We start from the raw sequence: 17,107 nt of genomic DNA, 5'->3' as shown, positions 1-17,107 counted from the left end.
ATGTTAGGTGTTGGGTGATGAATTTTAGGTGATGATGGGTTGTTATAATAATTTATAATAGCCATCATCACCTATTCTTTTTATCGACCCGCCTGATAGATAAGGTTTGTTATCTGCTCATTGAAAGCCTTATTTTTCATCAAGTCCTCAATGCTGACGTGCATACGATAACGCCAGTAATGCTTTGGATTGGCAGGAACATTGATACGCTCAGCATTAGGGTCAGCCAAACGCAATTCCTCGTCGATGCTCATCCAATCCTGAATACCGAGGATACAGAGCATACTTGGCGATGTAAGGTGACGGCTAACGATATCTCTTGCCAACCAACCTGGTAATGGGTGAGGAGCAGGACCACCACGATGTAGCATGCTGTTGAAGTAGTCTTGCGTACGTTCCCAGTCTTCATCCCACCACTGACGTAGGGTAGCCATGTCGTGAGTAGAGATGGTGCTAACGCTGCGGTAAGGGTTCTCACTGAGATAGCCAAAGCGCACCTTCGGGTTCTTAGGCATACTTTGAATCTCAAGACTGAGGATACGAAGCTCGTTCATCACCCATGCCACGCAATCAGGAACCATTCCTAAGTCTTCTGCACAGACAAGCATACGAGTTGCATTGACCAACTTAGGTAGTTTCTTCATTGCCTCTTGATACCAGAACTGGTTGTTACGACGATAGTAGTAGTCGTTGTAGAGCTTATTAAAGATAGCCTTATCACTATCGTAGAGTGTCTCGTAAATGAAATCGAACTGTACGCTGATGCGTGGATGGAAGCGGTTTGGATCCTTGTGATCACGAACGAAGAGAACGTCACTAATCAAAGCATAGAGTCCGTCACGCAGCCAAATGTCTACATCAGAGTTCTTACCAGCAAATGCTTTCTCAACCTTTCGCTGTGTATCATACTCAGAACGCATCTTATATCTGTCGCCCCATACGTGTTCCACATACTTCTGTCTTACCTCGTCAGCATGCTCACGGAAGATGCGGTCGAGTACCCAATCTGTAATGAAAGGCTCTGTAAAGAGTTCCTCCTGCCAGTGTAGACCATAGCCTTCAATCTCCTCACGACTCATACCGAGTGATGGAGCGAACTGCCCAAGCAGTCCGTGTACCGAATGAATAGGAATCTCCCAGATACGGAAGAAGCCGAGAACGTGGTCGATGCGATAAGCGTCAAAGTATTTTGCCATATTCTGGAAGCGGTTAACCCACCACTGACAGCCGTCCTTAATCATCTCATCCCAGTTGTAAGTAGGGAAGCCCCAGTTCTGACCATTCACTGAGAAATCATCAGGTGGAGCACCTGCCTGACCATTAAGATTGAAGTAACGTGGTTCTGTCCATACGTCACAGCCATAGCGATTAACACCGATAGGAATGTCACCCTTAAGGATAATCTTATGAGCCTGTGCATATTCGTGTACCGCTTTCATCTGACTACTCAATACGAACTGTACGTAATAGAAGAAAGCAACCTCTTTATAAGCCTTGTCCTTAGGGTTAGACAATGCCTTGCGGTCAGCCTCATCCCATTGCTTGTGGTCTGGCCAGTGTGAGAAGTCGGCTGTTCCGAACTTATCTCTCATATAAGAATACTGTGCGTATGGTACGAGCCATCTCTCTGTCTCAGCAAAGAATGTCTTGAAATCACTGCTTTCGAGCACCTTTCCACCCTCTTGTTCAAAAAGCAAATGGAGATATTCATTCTTCGCATCGTTCACACGCTCATAGTCAATCTGAGGTAGTGCGTTAAGCTCTTTACGTAGTTTCTCGAACTTCTCACTCTGCTTCTTGTCCTTCAAAGCTGGTAATGCTGTAAGGTCAGCATACTGTGGGTGGAGGGCAAAGATAGAGATACAGCTATATGGATAAGAGTCTGTCCAAGTGTGTGTGATAGTTGTATCGTTGATAGGGAGAATCTGCAGCGCACGCTGGTTGGTCATGCTCACCCAGTCAACCATCTTCTTCAGATCGCCAAAGTCGCCGATACCGAAGCTTGTTTCCGAACGAAGTGAGAACACTGGTACCAATGTTCCAGCAACGCGAACGGCAGGAAGTGGGAAAGCAGCCTCTGTCAACTCATAAACAACAACGTCGCCTTCGTCCATTGTAGGTAATGTCACGGTACGATTGTTGCTGTACTCCCATACAAGATTCTCATTGCTCTCATTGCTCTTGACGAAGAACTTTACTTCAAGTTGGTCGCCAACAAGTTTGGTAGCATCTAAGGTATAGCTCCACTCGTTGATATTATGCTGTACCATCTTCAGTGCCTTCTTCACGTTCCAAGCACCTAATGCAGGCTCAGCACCTACAAGGAAAAGCTCATCCGTAGCACCTAACTGTGGTGCACGCACCTTCAGCGTGACAGCTTTGTTATAGTTATTGAGTTTACCCTTAACCAATTTCTTGCCAGCAACGCAATCGGTGATAGCAGAAGTATAGAGATAAGCATTGTCTGGAATATCACTCCAGTGGTCGTAAACATGATAGTTAAGACTGCGTTCTGTGTCAAAGTCAAGGCGATGGTTCATGATACCCCATTCTTTTCGCTGTTCGTTATCTCCACAAAGAATGCTGTAGAAATATTCGATATGCGTTCCTGGCTTTGCATCCTTCTTCACTTCCACCTCCCAGTGGTAGCCGTCAGATGTGCGCATTCTGTACTGTGAGGCCTCTACAGCCCCGTTGTGTTGACCTGTGATAATATTCAGGACAAGGTCTTGTCCATAGTAGGTCTGGTAGTTTATGTGAAACTGTATGTTCATAGAGTTGGGTAGTTATTTTTCGTCAAAGATAATAATATTAATCAGAAAAAGCAATACCCTTTTACATGATTTATATCAATTCTTGCGCAATCGTTTGCATATTGCTGAATTGGTGATAACTCATGGCTAATCAACTAACGCTCTATAAGTATAAATAAAACCTTATTTTTGATGCTTTTTAACGCTACTTTGCTTTTGTGTTAGTGCTTAGTACCAATGGTGCGCACGCTCAACACCAATGGTGCGGGGTTGCAACACAGTCGTTAGACACGGTAAACGAATTTTGAGTTTAGGACTATATGACTTGTAAACTGGTAATAGCAAGCTGATAAGAGGATGTTTGTTAGCTGATGTTAGCTATTTATTTGATATAGGAAAGAATGCTCTATTGAGATTGATTTCTCAGTGGTTTATCATTTCTTTTCATGGTGATAAATATTTATTTACGTGAGAAGAAATATTTATTTTCATGAAGAAAAATATTTCTTTTCATGAAAATAACTTGTTGGTGAGAGTAGAGTGGTAGTAAGTTGTTGGTAGAAAAGGTTTATTTAGTTGAGCGATAAGAGGTGTAAAAAACGTTTGAAGAAAAGCAAAGGGTGTACTGAAACGCTTTTCAGCACACCCTTAAATTCAGAGAGATTATAAAAAAGTTATTGTTACCCTTGCTCTGCAGGACGGCGAACCTTTATGAATCCAACGGACATTGCACCGAGGAAGAGGGAAACGCCTGCTACAATCATCATATTACTTTGTACGGATCCAACCATCTGGAGTAGCACTCCGCCAATAGCCGCAGCGATAATCTGTGGAATACAGATGGTTCCGTTGAACAAGCCAAGATAAGTTCCTAAGTGGCCATAACCCTCGAGGGCATTGGTAACTAAGGTAAATGGCATTGCCAATATAGCCGCCCAAGCGCATCCGATGAGGAGGAATGGGATGAACATAACATATTGGTCGTGTACGAAGGCTGCGAGGACAAAGCCTGCTGCACCTAAGATAAGTGAGAAGGAGTATGCGAGTTTGGTGTTCTTGAACTGTGGAAGAACCATTGCCCAAGCTACTGAACCAATCGCCTGAATGGCAAAGAGAATACCAACCCAGTTGCCTGCTTCTTGATAACCCTTTGTCATCGTTGCATCATGTGCAAGCATATCAACGCCCCAACAGTTAGCTGCTACGGTTCCATTGGTGTAAGTCCACATATACATAAAGGCGAACCAGCAGAAGAACTGTACCAAACCAACTTTCCAGAAGGTAGGTGGCGCAAACTTTAATAAGGTGAAGAGATTAGACTTTGAAGTATCTTCTTTCTTCTCTACAGAATGGTATTCGGCATATTCCTTTGGTGGCATCTCCTTTACCTTGGCTGTAGTATAGATAACACAGAGGATGAGAATGGCTGCACCAATATAGAAAGAATAGACCACTGAGTCTGGTACTACACCTGATGGAGCTTGGTTAGAGATACCTAAGAAGGTGAAGAAGAATGGGAAGACGTAGCCTGCAATAGAGCCTGCATTGCAGAGGAAACTCTGAATAGAGTAGGCGAGTGTCTTCTGTTTCTCGTTGACCATGTCTCCCACTAACATCTTAAAGGGTTGCATGGCCATATTGATACTTGTGTCGAGGAACATCAATGAGACAAGTCCAAATACCATTGCCGTTGAGACTGCCATACCTAAAGAACCCGCATTCGGCAGCAGACACATCACGAAGACGGCAACGGCTGCACCTACGAAGAGGTAAGGAATGCGACGTCCGAAGCGTGTCCACGTCATGTCAGAGAGTGTTCCAACAATCGGTTGTACGACGATACCCATCAATGGGGGGAGTATCCAGAAGTAACTAAGATTATGAGGGTCAGCACCTAATGTTGCGAAGATGCGTGAGATGTTGGCACTCTGCAGCGCGTACGCAATCTGCACTCCAAAGAATCCAAAGCTGAGATTCCAAAGTTGCCAAAAGCTTAAGTTAGGTTTTTGTTTCATTGTTATGTTAGTTTTTGTGCTCCCTAAGTCCCTCTTAAGAGGGAGTGCGAAGCTTGTGTTGTTTATTTTCTTTTGAAGAGAGGGCTATTAGGCTTATTGGGCTAATTAGGCTCATAAACCCAATTTTGTCCTCAGCACTCCCCTCCTTCGGAGGGGTTGGGGGAGGTCTCCTTACCTCGTAGTCCCTCTAATAATCAGTTTTGTTCTCACGACACGTTTCTCTACTCGATTTTTAGGAAGTTTTCCTTCTACCTGATCGATGAGGATACTTGCAGCCTCTTCACCTACGCGTACTCCCCGTTGTTCTACAGTTGTCAGCATTGGGTCGCAGGCTATAGCTCGTTGTCCGTTAGTGAAACCGCAGATAGAGACATCTTCTGGCACACGGAACCCTAATCGTTTGCAGGAATAAAGAATACCGATAGCCGTGTCATCATTGACGGCAAAGAAGGCATCTGGTGGTTCGGGAAGTCGCATTACGCTTGGCGTGATAAGCTCGGCATCTGATCTGTTGTCGCAGTTCTTTATCAGTTGCTCGTTAGGGTGCATACCATTCTTCAGTAAGGCATCAAGATATCCATTATAACGATTCTTTGCGATTTGCATTGTTAACGAAGTGCCGTAATATGCAATACGCTTGCAACCAGTATTAATAAGGTGTGTGACGGCAGAGAAAGCACCCATATAGTCATCAACAACTACTCGACTTGCATTTACACCCGTACTGATACGATCGTAGAAAACCAAAGGCATACTCTTATCTATGAGTGTTTGGAAATGGTCGTATTTGGTAGTATTCTTCGCTTGAGAAACGATGATGCCACAAACTTTACTCTCCGAAAATGCTCGACAGATTTTCACTTCGTCCTCATAGTTCTCTCGGCTCTGTGCAATCATAATTCGATAGCCACGTGAAGAAGCCTCTTCTTCGATACCAGAAAGAATAGATGAGAAGTAGAAATGATCAAGCTGTGGAATGATAACACCGATAACCTTAATCGGTTGTACCTTACTTTTGCGCAGGCTCTCTGCAAGGATGTTTGGGTAGAAGTTATGTTCTTGTGCATACTTCTTTATTACCTCACGTTTTTCTGCAGAGATACGAGGGCTGTCTTTGAGCGCACGAGAGACCGTAGCGACCGAAACACCAAGGTCTCGGGCTATATCCTTCATTGTTATGTTGGTTGAGTCACTCATGCGATTTAGCTTTGTCTTTAGTCTGCTAATGGTTTTATAACGCAAATATACATATTTTCTATAACTTCTTTGACCTATATCAATTTATTTATCTCTTATTTATTTGTGCAATCGTTTGCACTATTTAAAATACAAATTCAAAGCAAAAATAGTATAAAGTAGCTTAAACTCAACTATCTTTGCAGCAGAAAAAGCCTACAAAAAGGTATTAATCTATCTTTTGATCGAACTAAACGAATATTACTTTAATCAATTTATAAATTACTTTAACAATAACAAAGATGAAGCAGGTAAAATGCAAATTTCCTGTTAGGATATTGACTCTATTGTTGGGTCTATTCCTTTCAGTCAGTGCCTTTGCGCAGTCTACGATTACTGGACAGGTGAAGGATGCTACTGGCGAGCCAGTCATTGGTGCTTCTGTCCTTATCAATGGGACATCGAATGGTACTGTGACCGACCTTGATGGTAACTTCTCTGTCAACGTACAGCCGGGTGCTACTTTGACAATCTCTTACATTGGTTTCCAGAAACAACAGGTGGCTGCAACCAATGGTATGGTAATTACACTTCAGGAAGACCAAGCACAGCAGATGAATGAGGTTGTTGTTATTGGTTACGGTGCTGTTAAGAAGAGTGACCTTACGGGTTCTGTGACAGCCTTGAAACCTGATAGCAAGAATAAGGGTCTTGTTGTTAATGCACAGGACATGCTTGCTGGTAAGGTTGCCGGTGTGAGTGTAACGAGCGATGGTGGTACTCCTGGTGGCGGTGCTAACATTCGTATTCGTGGTGGTTCTTCTTTGAACGCATCTAACAATCCATTGATTGTGATTGATGGTGTGGCTATGGACCAGACAGGTATTAAGGGTGTAAGCAATCCTTTGTCACTTGTAAACCCACAGGATATTGAGTCTTTCAACGTTTTGAAGGATGCTTCTGCTACTGCAATCTATGGTTCTCGTGGTTCAAATGGTGTTATCATCATTACAACTAAGAAGGGACGTCGTGGTTTACAGGTTTCTTATAATGGTAGCTTTACTGTTAGTAGAAATTCTAAGAATCTTGATGTGTTGTCTGCTGATGAGTATCGTAGCCTTATTGCAAAGAAGTTTGGAACAGATCTCTATACGCTCGACTCAAATGGTAATAAGGTTCCAACAGCTTATTCACGTCTTGGTAGTGCTAATACTAACTGGCAGAACGAAATCTTCCGTACAGCGCTTAGCCATGACCACAACGTAGCTGTTTCTGGTCAAGTTGGTGACTGGTTGCCTTATCGTGTTAGTGCAGGCTACACAAATCAGCAGGGTATCATCAAGACTTCTAACTTTGAGCGTTTCACTGGAGCGTTGACATTGAGCCCTTCTTTCTTGAATGACCATTTGAAGGTTACGTTGAATGCTAAGGGAATGTGGACAAAGAATCGTTATGCTGATGGTGAGGCTATCAAGGCAGCACGTCAGTTTGACCCAACACAGCCAGTCTATGCGTCTGGTTATGAGAACTTCGGTGGCTACTATCAGTGGCTTGATGATGGTACAGCGCTCAATGATAGCAGTTGGCCAAAGACCTATTATTCATTGGCAACAAAGAACCCTGTGTCTATTCTTAACCTAAAGAACGACCGTGCTATCAGCCGTGACTTCCTTGGTAGTGCCGATGTTGATTATAAAGTTCATGGCTTTGAAGACCTCCGTTTCCACGTTACTGCAGGTGTTGATGTTGCTAAGGGACGTCAGGTAACAGATGTTGATCCAGCCTCTCCACAGGCAATCTATTATGGTTCTTACGGTTGGGAATCGCAATTGAAACGTAACATGCAGCTCTCTGCATACGCTCAGTACTACCACGATTTCAATGATAAAGCAAAGAATCACTTCGATATCATGGCTGGTTATGAGTGGGCACACTTCTGGCATAACACTAAAAACGCTTATTGGAGTTACTATCCATCAACAAACAGAGATGCAACTCTTGCAGGTAAACAACGCAACTATGCACCTTATTACTATGCGACAGAGAACTACCTTGTATCCTTCTTCGGTCGTGCAAACTGGTCTTTGATGGATGGTCGTTATATGGTAACTGCAACCGTACGTAATGATGGTTCTTCACGTTTCAAGGAGCATTGGGCAACGTTCCCATCATTCGCTTTCGCATGGCGTGTCAATGAAGAGAACCTTTTCAAGCAGATTGACTGGTTGTCAGACTTGAAACTTCGCCTTAGCTGGGGTATGACTGGTCAGCAGGAAGGTATCGGCGACTATAATTACTTCGCGATATACGAAATGAATACAGGTAATGAATCTACCTATCCAATTGCTGGTAATGGTTCTTTGGCTCGTCCAAAGGCATACGATCCAAACTTGAAGTGGGAGACAACTACCTCTTATAACGTAGGTCTTGATTGGGGTATTCTCAAGCAGCGCCTCACAGGTAGCGTTGATTGGTACTACCGTAAGACCACCGACTTGCTCAATAGTGCAACCGTACCAGCAGGTGCTAACTTCCGTAATCAGGTAATGAGCAACATTGGTTCTATGTATAATATGGGTGTTGAAACAAGTCTCCACTGGTTGGCAGTGAACGCTAAGGACTTCAACTGGACAATGGATTACAACTTTACCTATAACTATAATAAGATTACTGACCTTAATGGTGGTAATGACCCAGACTACTTCGTACCTACAGGTGGTATCTCTGCTGGTACAGGTGGTAACATCCAGGCACAGCATGTAGGTAATGCAGTTAACTCTTTCCACGTATTCCAGCAGGCATATGATAAGAATGGCAAGCCGTTGGAGGGTGTAGTTGTCGACCGCAACAGCGATGGTAAGATTACCGATGCTGATAAGTACTACTACAAGGCACCTGCAGCACCAGTAACGATGGGCTTTGCTTCTCGTTTCGAGTATCGCAACTGGGACCTTGGTTTCGCACTCCGTGCAAGTCTTGGCAACTATGTTTACAATGATGCTTTTGCAAGTACTTCTAATATGTCTAACTCAGAAATATTTGTAAAGAGCAAGTTCCTTGTGAACCGTCCTACAGATGTAGTAGCAGACAACTGGTTGTCAACCGAGACTACATCTACTCAGACAGACTACTGGGTACAGAATGCTTCTTTCTTGAAGATGGATAACATAACTTTGGGTTATAGCTTCGCTAATCTTCTCAAGCGGGGTTCATGGAATGGAATCACTGGTCGTATTTATGGAACTGTGAATAACGTGTTCTGCCTTACTAAGTATAAAGGTCTCGACCCAGAGGTGTTCAATGGTATTGACAACAACCTCTATCCACGTCCAATCTCATTCATCTTGGGTTTGAACCTGAATTTCTAAATCTATAAAAGAGTAAAGACAATGAATACTAAATTCAAATATATATTCTCTACAGCAGCACTTTTGCTGTCAGTAGGGTTCACCTCTTGTACAGGCGATTTGGATGTAAAACCAATTGATCCAAACCTTAATACAAAGGAAAATACGTCGCCAGAAAGCGCATTCAATAAGTGCTATGCTCATATTGCTATGGCTGGTAACGGTGGAGCTAATGGTGATAGCGATGTTGATGGTATTGATGGTGGAACCAGTGGTTACGTACGTCAGCTGTTCAACTCACAGGAGTTAACCACCGATGAGGCTATCTGCGCATGGGGTGATGAGGGTATTGCTAACATGAACTTCGATAGTTATGACGCTTCACATCCAATGTTGAAGGGTTTTTACTATCGTCTTTATGCGGGTATCACCTATTGCAATCAGTATCTTGCAGACTTCGGTGACTACAATGCAACGATGTCAGCAGAGGTTCGTTTCATCCGTGCTTTGAATTATTACTATCTCTTGGACGGATGGGGTAATGTTCCTTTCACAACAGCAATATCTTCTGCTAAGCCAGCTCGCATCCAGCGTGCAGACCTTTATAAGTGGCTTATTGATGAATTGAAGAATGAGGTTGAGCCTAATTTGAACGATGCAAGTCCTAAGACTTCAGCCACTACTGGTTATGGTCGTGTTGACAAAGCTGCTGCTTGGATGCTCTTGGCTCGTCTTTATATGAATGCTGAGGTTTATACAGGTACTGCTGATTGGGCTAATGCTAAGTTATATGCAAAGAAGGTTATTGACTCTCCTTATAAGCTCTATACCACCAAGAAGGGTCAGTGGAGTGCTTACCAGCAGCTCTTCATGGGCGATAATGGTGAAAACGGTGCTTCTGTTGAGGCTATCTTCCCAATCCTTCAGGATGGTTTGAAGACAACTTCATATGGTACAACCCTCTACCTTATGGCTGGTTCTAACGATAACAGCGAGCATATCAAGAGTGCTACTATTGCTGGTAACAGCACAACTGGTGGTTGGGCTGGTAACCGTATGCGTCCAGACCTCGTATTGAAGTTCTTCCCAAATAACGATGCTCCTAATGTTGCTGCATACGCTATGCCAGCAGCAGCTGATGACGATCGTGCCCTCTTCGATGGTGAAGGTCGTAATGTAAGCAATGGTGACGATGAGAAGGGTGTAAAGGTATTTACCAACGGATTCTCTGTTTGTAAGTTTAATAACTTCAAGACGGACGGCAGTGCAGGTCATAACTCACTCTTCCCAGATGCTGACTTCTTCCTTATGCGTGCTGCTGAGGCTTACTTAATGTATGCAGAGGCTGATGCACGTCAGAATAATGGAACAACAACAGCACAGGGTACTGCTTATATCAATGCGCTCCGTACGCGTGCTAATGCTACTACTCAGACCGCTTATTCACTCCGCCAGATTTGTGACGAGTGGAGCCGTGAGTTCTACTTCGAAGGCTTGCGTCGTACAACACTTATCCGTTTCGGCTACTTTGGTGGTAATGTTAATTACAACTGGAGTTGGAAGGGTGGTGTGAAGAACGGCCGTAACTTCGACTCTCACCTCAATCTCTTCCCAATTCCGACAAGTGATATGGTTGCTAATAGCAACTTGATTCAGAATACTGGGTATTAATTAAGGTGTTGTCAATGCCTGAAAAGTCTGATGAAAACCGTGATTGAATCTCTCGGAAATCATCATTGGCAAATTCTTTTCATGAAAATAAATGTTTTTCTTCATGAAAATAAATATTTCCACTCGTGAAAATAATTATTTCTTTTCATGAAAAGAATTCGCCAACAAGACTTCAGCATGACCTATTTCATGGTTAATAAAGACGTTCTTGGGACTTAAAAGGCATTGAAAAGACGTACTACTGAATAATAGAAATAAAACGATTAAAGAATAATCAATATGAAATCAATAATTAAGTCATCGTTGCTGTTGTGTGCAGGTGTGGCACTGTTCTCTGCCTGTGACAAGGACTTGGACAATAATCCAGTTCTTCAGTCACCAAAGACATTTGTTCTGAACACACCAGCTTACGCTGCACAAACAATAGATTTAAAGGTTGCTGAGAGTCTGAAGTTCACATGGTCGCAGCCTGAATATGGTTTCCCTGTAGCTGCTGAATATGGTATGCAGTTCTCAACTACCAACACTTGGACAAAGTCTGTGGACGCTGTTGTTGATATGGATGCTGAACGTGGTAACTATGCTGCTGTTGGTTCGCCAACAGGTACTGCTTCTACCTCTGTTCCTGCAGCCGACCTTGCAACGGCTATTCAGAAGATGGAACGCTATGAGGAGACTACTGTCCCTGCAACACAGGAACTCTACGCACGTGTTTACTCGTTAGTAAATGGTGATACAATCTACTCTAACCCTGTAAAGATGAGTGTTGCTCCTTATTATGTTGAGCTTTCTGACGCTCCTGTTGAGACTTGGTATCTCGTCGGTGGTAACTTCGGTGATGGCTCATGGGGTAATAGTCAGGTGGTTCCATTGTTGCCAATGGAAGGTCAGGAGTATGATAAGAAGACCGGTAAGGGCATAATTTCTTGGACTGGTTATCTGTCAACAGCAGGCTTCAAACTGAAGAAGAACCCAGAGAATTGGGATGCTGGTCAGGTTGGTCAGGGCGCAAGCTATGGCGAGTTCCTTTATAATGATGGCGGTTCTTCTGATATCAAGGTTCCAACAGCTGGTTACTATACCATTACTTTTGATACTAAGAATGTGAAACTGACAATCGCAGAGTACACTGGTGCTACACCTACTGTTTACAACTCTATGGGTCTTCCTGGTAAGCATGACAGCTGGAATGCTGCAGGAACACCAATGACTGCACAGACAACTGTTGTAGAGAATCATGATTGGAAGGCTACTGTGACCTTCAATGAGAAGTCTACTGGTGCTGATGGTGAGGGCTGTAAGTTCGCTGCTAACGGTACTTGGGACGTAAACTGGGGTTCTGAAGCATTCCCATATGGTGTTGCAACGAAGGGCGGTAAGAATGTTCGCAATGGTAAGGGTACTTACACTGTTTACTTCAACGACATCACTGGTCAGTATTCTTTCGTAAAGCAGTAATTTATTAAAGATGATAATAGAGGGTGTGTCAGCAGGCACAATTAGTATGACACACCCTTATCACATAACAAGAAGAATCGAAATGAAGAAATTATTAATCATGGCAAGTGCCGCATTGCTACTTGCTTCTTGCGGTAGCGATGAATATGAAGCATGGACTGCACCACAGAGTAACAGCGCAGAGACAGCCAGTACGGTTACGTTTACTGTAAACCAAGCAGCTGCCATCGACTTCAATACTGCAACAGCAGACTCTGTTCAGCTGTTTGTTCCAAAGGTTGTCTCAACGGATTCTGTCGTTTCTCAGACCTTGACGGCTGTACTTTCTTATAATAGTAAGACCGCAACCCTTAACGCAAGTAAAGAGGGTAAGGTGAAGAGTACAGAACTTGTTTCTGCCGTAGAGAGCCTCTATGGTAAGAATGGCAACCTACATCAGGTGCCTATTACAGTGACTGATAAAGTAAAGTTGCTCCGTGGTGAGGGCTTCAGTCTTTCACAGAGTGTGACTGCAAACGTAACTTGTGTTGCACCAGCTTTCACTCAGTATCTTTATATGTCAGGCGATGCTAACGGCTGGTCATTCAGCAATCCTCTTTATAGCGCAGCTGCTGATGGTAAGTACACAGGCTTTATGTATCTCAATCAGAATGGCTTTAAGTTTGCAACTCAGCAGGACTGGAATGGTACTGACTATGGTGCTGGTCTCGTAGAGAAGGGTAGCAATATCGTGTTGACAGAACCAGCAGGCTTCTATAAGGTGGATATCGACCTCACGTCACAGGCACTTACCTACACAGCTATCAATCGCGTTGGTATTATTGGTTCTGCAACTCCAAACGGATGGAACAGCGATCAGGCAATGACCTACAATGCTACAGAGAAGTGTTGGGAGCTAAAGGGCATCACACTGACTGCAGGTGAGATGAAGTTCCGTGCTAACAATGATTGGGTATTAGACTGGGGTGGCTCATTGACTGATATTACTCTCAAGGGTGGTAACATCAATGTCGCAGCTGGTAAGTATAATATCAAGCTCTATCTCTTGTGTGATACGAAGTCACACTGTACAATGGAACTTGTTCCTTAATGACTTGAATTTAGGTAAAACGATAAGAGTGTGTCGAAGGATTGTTCGACACACTCTTTCTTTTTTATGGCTTTTGAAGAGGAAACTATTGGGTACTTGGGGATTAGTTTTCTGTCCTTGAAAGTGCAAACGATTGCATTTTAAAATACTTAGAAACACAGTTGTTTGCGGATATTGTGTTTGGTAAATCATTATCTTTGTACACATAGACTGTAAATAACTAAAAACGAAATCTATATGAAACGTAAACTCGTGTTTTTATATACCTTAGTATGCTCCCTTTGTGCAATGTCACAGGGATGGCCTGCTGGTTATGGTGGCGTAATGCTACAAGGATTTTATTGGGATTCGTTCGACGATTCCCAGTGGACTGTGCTGGAGAAGAAAGCTAATGACTTCTCTGGTTATTTTGATCTTGTATGGGTTCCACAGAGTGGTAAGGCTGCTGCAACGAAGTCGATGGGGTATGATCCACTCTATTACTTCAATCAGAACTCATCGTTCGGTACTGAGGCAGAGTTGAGGAGTATGATATCTACCTTTAAAAACAAGCAGATTGGTACGATTGCCGATGTGGTTATAAACCATCACGGAACGAATAATGGATGGTTTGGTTTCCCTGCAGAAGTATATAAGGGAGTGACTTATCAGAACCTTTCTACGGATGTTTGTGCTGATGATGACGGTGGAAAAGCTGCTACAGAAGCAAGAAGAACGGGTGCTCAGCTTAGTCAGAACAATGACGAAGGAGAAGGTTGGGGCGGTATGCGCGACCTTGATCACAAGAGTGGTAACGTACAGAAGATTGTTAAGGCATACGAAAATTTCTTGCTTAATGACCTTGGTTATGCAGGTTTCCGATATGATATGGTGAAGGGATTTGGTGCTTCTCATGTTGGTGATTATAATACAGCAGCAAATGTAAAGTACTCGGTAGGTGAGTATTGGGATGGCAATGCGAATACTGTAAAGGCGTGGATTGATGCCACCGGAAAACGTAGTGCTGCCTTCGACTTTGCTTTCCGCTATGCTGTTCGTGATGCTATTAATCAGAATGATTGGCGTGTTCTTAATGATACAAGACCTACAGGGCTTAATATAGATAATGGTGCTTATAAGCAATATGCCGTTACCTTTGTTGAGAATCATGATGTTCAAGATAGGGGTACGACGAGCGGTTATACGCCAGACCCTATCCGTAAGGATACGTTAGCAGCCAATGCTTATCTCTTGGCAATGCCTGGAACACCTTGTGTTTTCTATACCCATTACCTTGCTTATCCAAAGGAAATAAAGGCAATGATTGATGCCCGTAAGTTGGCTGGTGTGACGAATACGAGCAGTTATCAGATCTATCGCTCTTCAAAAGATTATTATGCCAATGTTGTTACAGGTACGAATGGAAGGCTCTTGGTCGTTGTGGGTAACAATGCTAACCAACTGATAGTTCCTGCTTCACGTTATACAAAGCTGTTGAGTGGCTATCACTATGCTTATTATCTTGCCACTGATGCTGAGACCCCTTGGGCTGATAAGGCGAGTGGAGCGTATGAAGGTGAGAACTTAAAGGTTAAACTAACAGCCGTGTCTGCCCATGCGGGAGCTAAACTTGTTTATACAACGGATGGTACAGAGCCAACAGCAAGCAGCGTACAGGTGGCTTCTGGAACGGAAATAACCCTTCCTGAGGGTGAAACAACCTTGAAGGTGGCATTGTTGGCAGGTGGTGTAGTGGGCAAGGTTATCACTCGCTGCTATCAGGTTACGGCTCCAGTCCCCTTCACACCAGAGACGATTCGTGTCTATGTGAATACTGATCAGGTGGGTTGGAACTCATATGTGAATTATCATTCATGGGGTGGTACACATACAGCAACGGCATGGCCGGGTGATAAGGTTACTTCAAAGACAACCCTGAATGGTAAGACTTGGTTCTATAAGGACTATACGCTCACAAAAGCTGATGACTATGTGAACTTTGTTTTTAGTATTGGTACGGCATCAAATGCCAGTGCCAATCAGACTGTGGACATCGAAAGAGTGAAGAAAACGTCTTACTTTGTTATCTCATCAACAAAGGAGAATGGTAAGTATGTTGTCAATAACGTGACGAATGATGTTACTGGTATTGAGGGAGTTGAGGTTGATACTAAACAGAGCAGGGGCGATAAGTATTATTACACACTCTCTGGTCAGCGACTCACAGGTAAGCCTTCACAGCGTGGCGTTTATATCCATGCAGGCAAGAAGATAGTTGTAAAGTAAGTACAGCTATCAGATAAAAAGAAAAAGCATACATTTTTCTATGTAATATCGTATATTTAGAGGTGTATAAACCTTGAGAAGGTAAGTCTTCTTATCACATTAAGTAGACTTACTTTTTGTTTTATATGCTTTTTCTAACGTCATATGGCACTTCTTTATATGATGAGTTCTTTGGTGTTTAGCCCTCCGCACATCGTGTGCTCATGGTTCGCACCATTGGTGTTAGGTGTTAACACCATTGGTGTTAGGCATCTTTACGATGGTAAAAGATGGTGGAATAGGGTGGAGTTGATAAAGTTTTGACTGCTAATAAGGTAAGATATTCTGTAAATACAAGGCAGTTATAGAGTCGAGGAAAATATTAAAGAATGTAAATTTTGTAATGTTTACAAGTGGAAAGTTTGTTTCTTTCGGAAAATAGATATATCTTTGCAGACATAAAACATTAAGAAATAATTTATTATGTCAAAGCGAAACGAATTATATAAGTGTTCAGAGAGTGGTCAGATCGTTGAAGTATTAGTAGGCGGTGAGTGTGGTGTTGCTGGTATGGAGCATGTAGTTGAGAATACTACAGATGCTGCTACAGAGAAGCACGTACCTGTTGTTGAGAAGATTGAAGGTGGTTACCGTGTAACTGTTGGTGAGGTTGAGCATCCAATGACAGAGGCACACTCTATCCTTTGGATTGAGTTGGTTACTAACAACAACGAGGTTCTCCGTAAGTATCTCGAGCCAACAGACCGCCCAGTAGCTGAGTTCAAGACTGATGCAACTGAGGTTTATGCACGTGAGTACTGCAACCTCCATGGTCTCTGGCGCTCAAAGTAAGAGCAACTTTTCAGACTTACATATAATAGTGGGTGTATGAGTCTTCTTTAAAAGGAGAGCATACACCCTTTTTCTTTTCTATCTTCCTATACTTTCTGTTATTATATTAAGCCTAATATGCCCAATTAGGCTCATTTGAACTATCCTCACTTCTTGCTACAGAACCAATATGAAAGTCTCTTGAAGCGTATAAAAACAAAAAAAGGAATTACTTTCGTAATTCCTTTCGATGCGCTCCAGGATGGGCTTGAACCAACGACCCCCTGATTAACAGTCAGGTGCTCTAACCAACTGAGCTACTGAAGCAGTTTATATTGCTTATTTCTTCTAAGCGGTTGCAAAGGTAGTATGTTTCTTTGAAACTGCCAAATGTTTTTGAAGAAAATTTCAATAAAATCGTAATTTTCTTTATTTTCGTTGTCATTAAGGCATGTTTTCCATTATAATAATGTACTTTTGTCCCGTTATAAGAACATTAAACAACAAACAGATATAATATAT

General features: G+C 42.9%; 9 protein-coding genes and 1 tRNA gene. 6 read left to right on the top strand and 4 right to left on the bottom strand.

All coding sequences use genetic code 11. From position 1 onward, the window contains the following. Positions 1 to 80: 80 nt before the first annotated feature. The 3 genes from J4861_RS10940 to J4861_RS10930 form a co-directional block, all read right to left on the bottom strand. Positions 81 to 2,774, bottom strand: coding sequence for a 4-alpha-glucanotransferase (locus J4861_RS10940; RefSeq protein ID WP_211816855.1), 2,694 nt, complete (start codon positions 2,772 to 2,774; stop codon positions 81 to 83). Positions 2,775 to 3,433: 659 nt separating this feature from the next. Next, entirely contained in the window at positions 3,434 to 4,768 is a 1,335-nt protein-coding gene (locus tag J4861_RS10935) for an SLC45 family MFS transporter (protein WP_211816854.1), read from the bottom strand. Positions 4,769 to 4,939: 171 nt separating this feature from the next. After that, on the bottom strand, positions 4,940 to 5,965 hold the full coding sequence (locus tag J4861_RS10930; protein ID WP_211816853.1) for a LacI family DNA-binding transcriptional regulator: 1,026 nt from the start codon (positions 5,963 to 5,965) through the stop codon (positions 4,940 to 4,942). Between the two features lie 281 nt (positions 5,966 to 6,246). On the opposite strand from J4861_RS10930, the gene J4861_RS10925 reads away from it, so the two are divergent. From J4861_RS10925 to J4861_RS10900, 6 genes are all read left to right on the top strand, one after another. Continuing rightward, the gene (locus tag J4861_RS10925; protein ID WP_211816852.1) at positions 6,247 to 9,312 is read left to right on the top strand and encodes a SusC/RagA family TonB-linked outer membrane protein; all 3,066 of its coding nucleotides are present in this window, start codon (positions 6,247 to 6,249) and stop codon (positions 9,310 to 9,312) included. Positions 9,313 to 9,333: 21 nt separating this feature from the next. Further along, on the top strand, positions 9,334 to 10,962 hold the full coding sequence (locus tag J4861_RS10920; protein ID WP_211816851.1) for a RagB/SusD family nutrient uptake outer membrane protein: 1,629 nt from the start codon (positions 9,334 to 9,336) through the stop codon (positions 10,960 to 10,962). Positions 10,963 to 11,241: 279 nt separating this feature from the next. Next, positions 11,242 to 12,420 carry a SusE domain-containing protein gene (locus J4861_RS10915; RefSeq protein ID WP_211816850.1) on the top strand — a complete coding sequence of 393 codons (1,179 nt, stop codon included), beginning with the start codon at positions 11,242 to 11,244 and terminating at the stop codon, positions 12,418 to 12,420. Positions 12,421 to 12,502: 82 nt separating this feature from the next. Further along, a complete protein-coding gene (locus J4861_RS10910) occupies positions 12,503 to 13,510 on the top strand; it encodes an Outer membrane protein SusF domain-containing protein (protein WP_211816849.1) in 1,008 nt (335 codons plus the stop codon). 288 nt (positions 13,511 to 13,798) lie between these two features. Further along, positions 13,799 to 15,775 carry an alpha-amylase family glycosyl hydrolase gene (locus J4861_RS10905; protein WP_211817785.1) on the top strand — a complete coding sequence of 659 codons (1,977 nt, stop codon included), beginning with the start codon at positions 13,799 to 13,801 and terminating at the stop codon, positions 15,773 to 15,775. Between the two features lie 462 nt (positions 15,776 to 16,237). After that, positions 16,238 to 16,606: a desulfoferrodoxin family protein gene (locus tag J4861_RS10900; RefSeq protein ID WP_009010935.1), complete on the top strand. Its 369-nt coding sequence runs from the start codon at positions 16,238 to 16,240 to the stop codon at positions 16,604 to 16,606. A 232-nt stretch (positions 16,607 to 16,838) separates the two neighbouring features. Here J4861_RS10900 and J4861_RS10895 read toward each other — a convergent pair. Further along, positions 16,839 to 16,912: transfer RNA gene (locus J4861_RS10895), tRNA-Asn, on the bottom strand. Between the last annotated feature and the right edge of the window lie 195 nt (positions 16,913 to 17,107).

Source organism: Prevotella melaninogenica (genome assembly GCF_018127925.1).
Classification (GTDB): domain Bacteria; phylum Bacteroidota; class Bacteroidia; order Bacteroidales; family Bacteroidaceae; genus Prevotella; species Prevotella melaninogenica_C.
The sequence above is the reverse complement of the archived record's forward strand: the minus strand, read 5'-3'. Positions and strand labels throughout refer to the sequence as shown.